The organism is Nocardiopsis sp. MG754419 (genome assembly GCF_018207095.1).
GTDB lineage: Bacteria > Actinomycetota > Actinomycetes > Streptosporangiales > Streptosporangiaceae > Nocardiopsis.
The window spans coordinates 1-4,843 of the sequence record NZ_QOCZ01000245.1 but is presented as its reverse complement, the minus strand read 5'-3'; the positions used below and the strand labels follow the sequence as shown (position 1 = coordinate 4,843).

Here is a 4,843-nt window from a genome sequence, read left to right as displayed (position 1 = left end):
GGTGTAGATCGACGTGGTGTCGCCGATCTCCACGATCTTGCCGAGGTACATGACCGCCACACGGTCGGCGATGTGCCGGACCACGGACAGGTCGTGCGCCACGAACAGGTAGGACAGGCCGAGTTCGGCCTGGAGCTCCTCCAGCAGGTTCACCACACCGGCCTGGATCGACACGTCCAGGGCGGACACCGGCTCGTCCAGGACCAGGAGCTTCGGCTCGAGGGCGAGGGCGCGGGCGATGCCCACGCGCTGGCGCTGGCCGCCGGAGAACTCGGCGGGGAAGCGGGTCGCGTGCTCGGGGTTGAGACCGACCAGACGGAGGAGTTCGTAGACCCGCGCGGTGGTCTCGGAGGCGGACACCCCGTGCGTGCGCAGGGGCTCGGCGACGATGTCGAAGACCGGCATGCGCGGGTCCAGGGAACTCATGGGGTCCTGGAACACGATCTGCATGTCCCGACGGAGGTCGAAGCGGTTCTGACGGGTCAGGGAGGCGCTGTCGCGGCCCATGACCTCGATCCTGCCGCGCTGGGGCTTCTCCAGCCCCATGATCTCCATGAGCGTGGAGGACTTGCCGCACCCGGACTCGCCGACGATGGCCAGGGTCTCGCCCTCGCGGATGTCGAAGCTGACCCCGTCGACCGCGTAGACGGTGCCGACCCGACGCTTGAAGACGGCGCCCTTGGAGAGCGGGTGGTGCTTGATGAGGTCGTCGACCACGAGCATCGCGGGGCGGTCCTCGCGGGGCACGGAGGAGGTCTCGACCTCGGGGATGTCCGGGACGGGGTAGATGTCCTGGGCGGTCCAGTCGTTGGCGTGGATCTCCCCGGAGCGGATGCAGGCGGTGCGCTGCACACCGGTGTCGTGCACCTCGACGTGGCCGTCCGCGTCGCCGTCCGCCGCGGAGCGGATCTGCTCGTCGTCGGGCTGGGCCCCGATCGGGAGCAGGTCGGGTTCGGCGAGCTCGCACTCGGGCCGGGCGATCGGGCAGCGCGGGGCGAACGGGCAGCCGGGCGGCAGGTTCGTCAGCGACGGCGGGTTGCCCTTGATGGGGACGAGGGCTCCCTGGCGTTCGAGGTCCATCCGCGGTACGGCGCCGAGCAGGCCCATGGTGTAGGGCATGCGGCTGCCGTAGTAGATCTCGTCGACGCCGCCGATCTCCACGGGGCGACCGGCGTACATGACCAGGAGCCGGTCGACGAAGCCGGCGACGACGCCGAGGTCGTGGGTGATCATGACGATCGCGGCGCCGGTCTCCTGCTGGGCGGTGCGCAGCAGGTCGAGGATCTGCGCCTGGATGGTGACGTCCAGGGCCGTGGTGGGTTCGTCGCAGATGATGACGTCGGGGTCGTTGGCCATGGCCATGGCGATCATGACGCGCTGGCGCATACCGCCGGAGAACTCGTGCGGGAAGGAACGGTAGCGCTCGGTCGGGTTGGGGATGCCCACGAGGTCGAGGAGCTCGACGGCGCGCCGGTGCGCGCGTGCCTTGTCCTTCTTGGGGTCGTGGACCAGGACCGCCTCGGCGAGCTGGTCGCCCACGGTGTAGACGGGGGTCAGGCCGGACAGCGGGTCCTGGAAGACCATCGAGATGACCTTGCCGCGCTTGCGGGCCATCTCCTTGTCCTTCTTGCCGAGGATCTCTTCACCGTGCAGGCGCACGGAGCCGGTGATGTCGGCGTGGTCGGGCAGCAGCCCCATGGCGGCCATGGAGGACACGGACTTCCCGGAGCCGGACTCGCCGACGATGCCCAGGACCTCGCCACGGTGGACGGAGTAGCTGACCCCGCGCACCGCGTTGACGTCGGGGTTGTCCCCGAAGCCCCGGAAGGTGACGGTGAGGTCGGTGACCTCCAGGACCGGCGCACCGCCGGTCGGCTCGGTACGGTCGGCCTCAGCGGCCTCGATGGTGTCGGTGCTCATGTGTGCTTCCCCCCTAGGACCGGCGCGACTTGGACGACGGGTCGAGGGCGTCGCGCAGGCCGTCCCCGATCATGTTGACGCCGAGTACCAACAGCACCAGCAGCATCGTGGGCGGCATGAACACCCACCAGGCGGTGGTGGCGAACGCCGAACCGTCGGCGATGACGACACCGAGGCTGATGTCCGGCGACTGGACGCCCAGTCCGAAGTAGCTCAGCGCGGTCTCGCCGATGATGGCGGCGCTGACCATGATCGTGGCGTCCGCGATGAGCAGCGACGACATGTTCGGCAGGATGTGGCGCAGGATGATCTTGTGCGGGGGGACGCCCATGAAGCGCGCGGCGTGGATGTACTCGCGTTCACGCAGCGAGATCGTGAGGCCGCGCACCATCTTGGAGGTGACCATCCAGCTGAACGCGGCGAGCAGGATGACCAGGATGAACCAGCCGCCCTGGCCGACGAAGTGCTTGGACAGGATCGCCAGGATCACGAAGCTGGGCAGGACCAGCGCCAGGTCGGCGATCCACATCAACGCCTTGTCGGGGAGCTTGCCGAAGTAGCCGGCGAAGGATCCGACGATGGCGGCGATACCGGTGGAGATGACCGCCACCAGCAGACCGATGAGCAGCGACTTCTGCAGACCCGCGGTGGACTGGGTGAAGATGTCCTGTCCGGTGCCGTTGGTGCCGAACCAGTGCTCGGGCGAGGGCGGGTCGAGGCGCGCGAGGTAGTCGCGTTCACCGATGTCCCAACCGCTGATCATCGGACCGACGAACGCCAGGATCGCCAGCAGGGCGATCATGCCGAACCCGACGACGACGCGTCGGGTGCCGATGAGTCGGCGCAGCACGTCCCGGACCTGGTTGGGCGTGGGGGGCACGGCGGGTGCCGCGTTGGACTCCGGCTCTGTGAGCTGTTCGGTCCGGCTCATGAGGTGCTCTCCAGCTGGGCTGCCGCGGTGGTCTGCGGGCGGGGTGTGCGGGGGCGGCGGTGGTCGCTGATCATCACACCCGCACCCTCGGGTCGAGCCAGGCGTAGAGGATGTCCGAGAGGAAGGACGCGGCCATGATGGTCACGGCCATGAACCAGGACACCGCGGCGACCACGTGGACGTCCTGACGGGCGATGGAGTCGATGAGCCAGGCCCCCACACCGTTCCACGCGTAGATCTTCTCCGTGAAGGTCGCACCGGAGACCAGGGCGCCGAAGGTGAACGTGAAGTAGGTGATGGTGGGGATCATCGCGGTGCGCAGGGCGTGCTTGAACAGGGCCCTGCGCCGGGTGAGCCCCTTGGCCATCGCCGTGCGCACGAAGTCGGCGCCCAGTACGTCCAGCATCATGTTGCGCTGGTAGCGGGCGAAGGCGGCGAACAGCGCCAGGGCCAGCACCAGTGTGGGCAGGAGAGCGTGGTAGACGCGGTTGAGCAGGAGTTCGTGCCAGGCACCGGTGAACCCCGCGGTGTACTCGCCCGAGTAGCGCAGCAGCTGGAAGCCGAGCCCCTCGTTGATGGCGACCGCGATGACCTGGATGACGATCGCGATGACGACGGTGGGGATCGACAGGACGAAGAAGGACGCGGCGGTGGCGGCCTTGTCGAAGGCGCGGTACTGACGGATGGCCGCGTAGGCGCCGATGACGATGCCCAGGAAGCTGCCGATGATGGTGGCGACCGTGATGAGGCGCAGGGTGACGCCGGCCTTCATCATCATCTGGGAGGTGACGTCACCGCCCTGGATGGTCTGACCGAAGTCCCCGACCAGCACGCCGCGGATCCAGGTGAGGTAGCGCTCGGCCAGCGGGGTCTGGTCGTTGAGGTTGAGCATGTCCAGCTGGGCGTTGACCAGCTCCGGGTCCGGCGGGGGCTGTTGCTGTTCGAAGTAGACCCGTGGCACCAGGTTGGTGGCGGCGAGCAGGTACGCGAAGCTCGTCGCCAGGAAAATCAGGACGACGTAGTTCAGCAGCCGCCTGGCCAGGAACTTGCCCAAAACTATCTCCGAACCTCACACCGAGCCCGGCGTTTGATCTGTGCTTGTGAGACGCCGACACGGGGAGTGACCCACGGCGGGCAGGGTTTCACGCGCACTCGAGCCGTGAGGCCGACCGAGCGCTCGTGGTCTCCCGACACCGTGAGGGTCACCCTCAGTGTTCAACGAAACACACTTACTTCCGATTCACGTTCAGTGACCGGAATGTCAAGAGTCTGCGGGGTCGCTAGACACTTGCCGGTAACCGACACATCAAGAAAGGACAACGGTGGCCATTCGGGACCCGAGTAGCTGTTCAGTTGTCAATCTTTGCACGCATCGCACACGACTGAACCCGTTGCGTCATAAAATACGCACTGAGCTGGGCAGACGCGACCCGGACCACGTGTCATCCGTAAACGCCGTTTACTCGAACCGGGCATTCCCATCCCGACGTCCACGGAAACGTCAACCCCCCGCAACCCATGAGAAACAAACCCCTTCGCCACCCCCGTCATCCTCTGATAGCCCCGCTTTCCCTCACGCCGAGTCACGAAATGACGGGCCGAGCGCCCGCGAAACCGGCCGACACATCCCCGACCTATTAACTCAAAGTGATGACTGTTAACGCTCGCTTATCTTCGACGGCGACACCGACCGGCGTAAAGGGACCACCACACCCCCTCTGATCTGCCGCGACACCACGGTCATGGCGGCCGCGGAAGAACAGGGACCGGGTACCAATGGGGCTGAAGAGCCAAAACGAAGAATGCCCCGCCAGAGACCGAACGCATACGCCGCGTCGCCGACCACCGAGAGCGCGGTCCATGCCACGGGCCCCACCAGGGCCGCGCCGTGGCGGTGCCTCCAGGAGAGCATGTGGGGAACGGTCAGCACGGCTCCGGCCAACAGCGCCCGACGACCGGCCCGAGCGGCCCCGGTCTCCCCCGCCCCCGGCC

3 protein-coding genes are annotated in these 4,843 nt (G+C 67.2%); all 3 read right to left on the bottom strand.

Features of this window, described 5'->3' with window-relative positions; genetic code table 11:
• A partial coding sequence (locus DSY14_RS26910) for an ABC transporter ATP-binding protein (protein ID WP_211719414.1) occupies nt 1-1,920 on the bottom strand: 1,920 nt, incomplete at its 3' end.
• A gap of 13 nt (nt 1,921-1,933) precedes the next feature.
• Nucleotides 1,934-2,851, bottom strand: a complete 918-nt coding sequence (locus tag DSY14_RS26905; RefSeq protein WP_211719413.1) for an ABC transporter permease — start codon at nt 2,849-2,851, stop codon at nt 1,934-1,936.
• A gap of 73 nt (nt 2,852-2,924) precedes the next feature.
• Complete coding sequence (locus DSY14_RS26900) at nt 2,925-3,905, bottom strand: ABC transporter permease (protein WP_211719412.1); 981 nt, start codon at nt 3,903-3,905, stop codon at nt 2,925-2,927.
• Nucleotides 3,906-4,843: the final 938 nt, after the last annotated feature.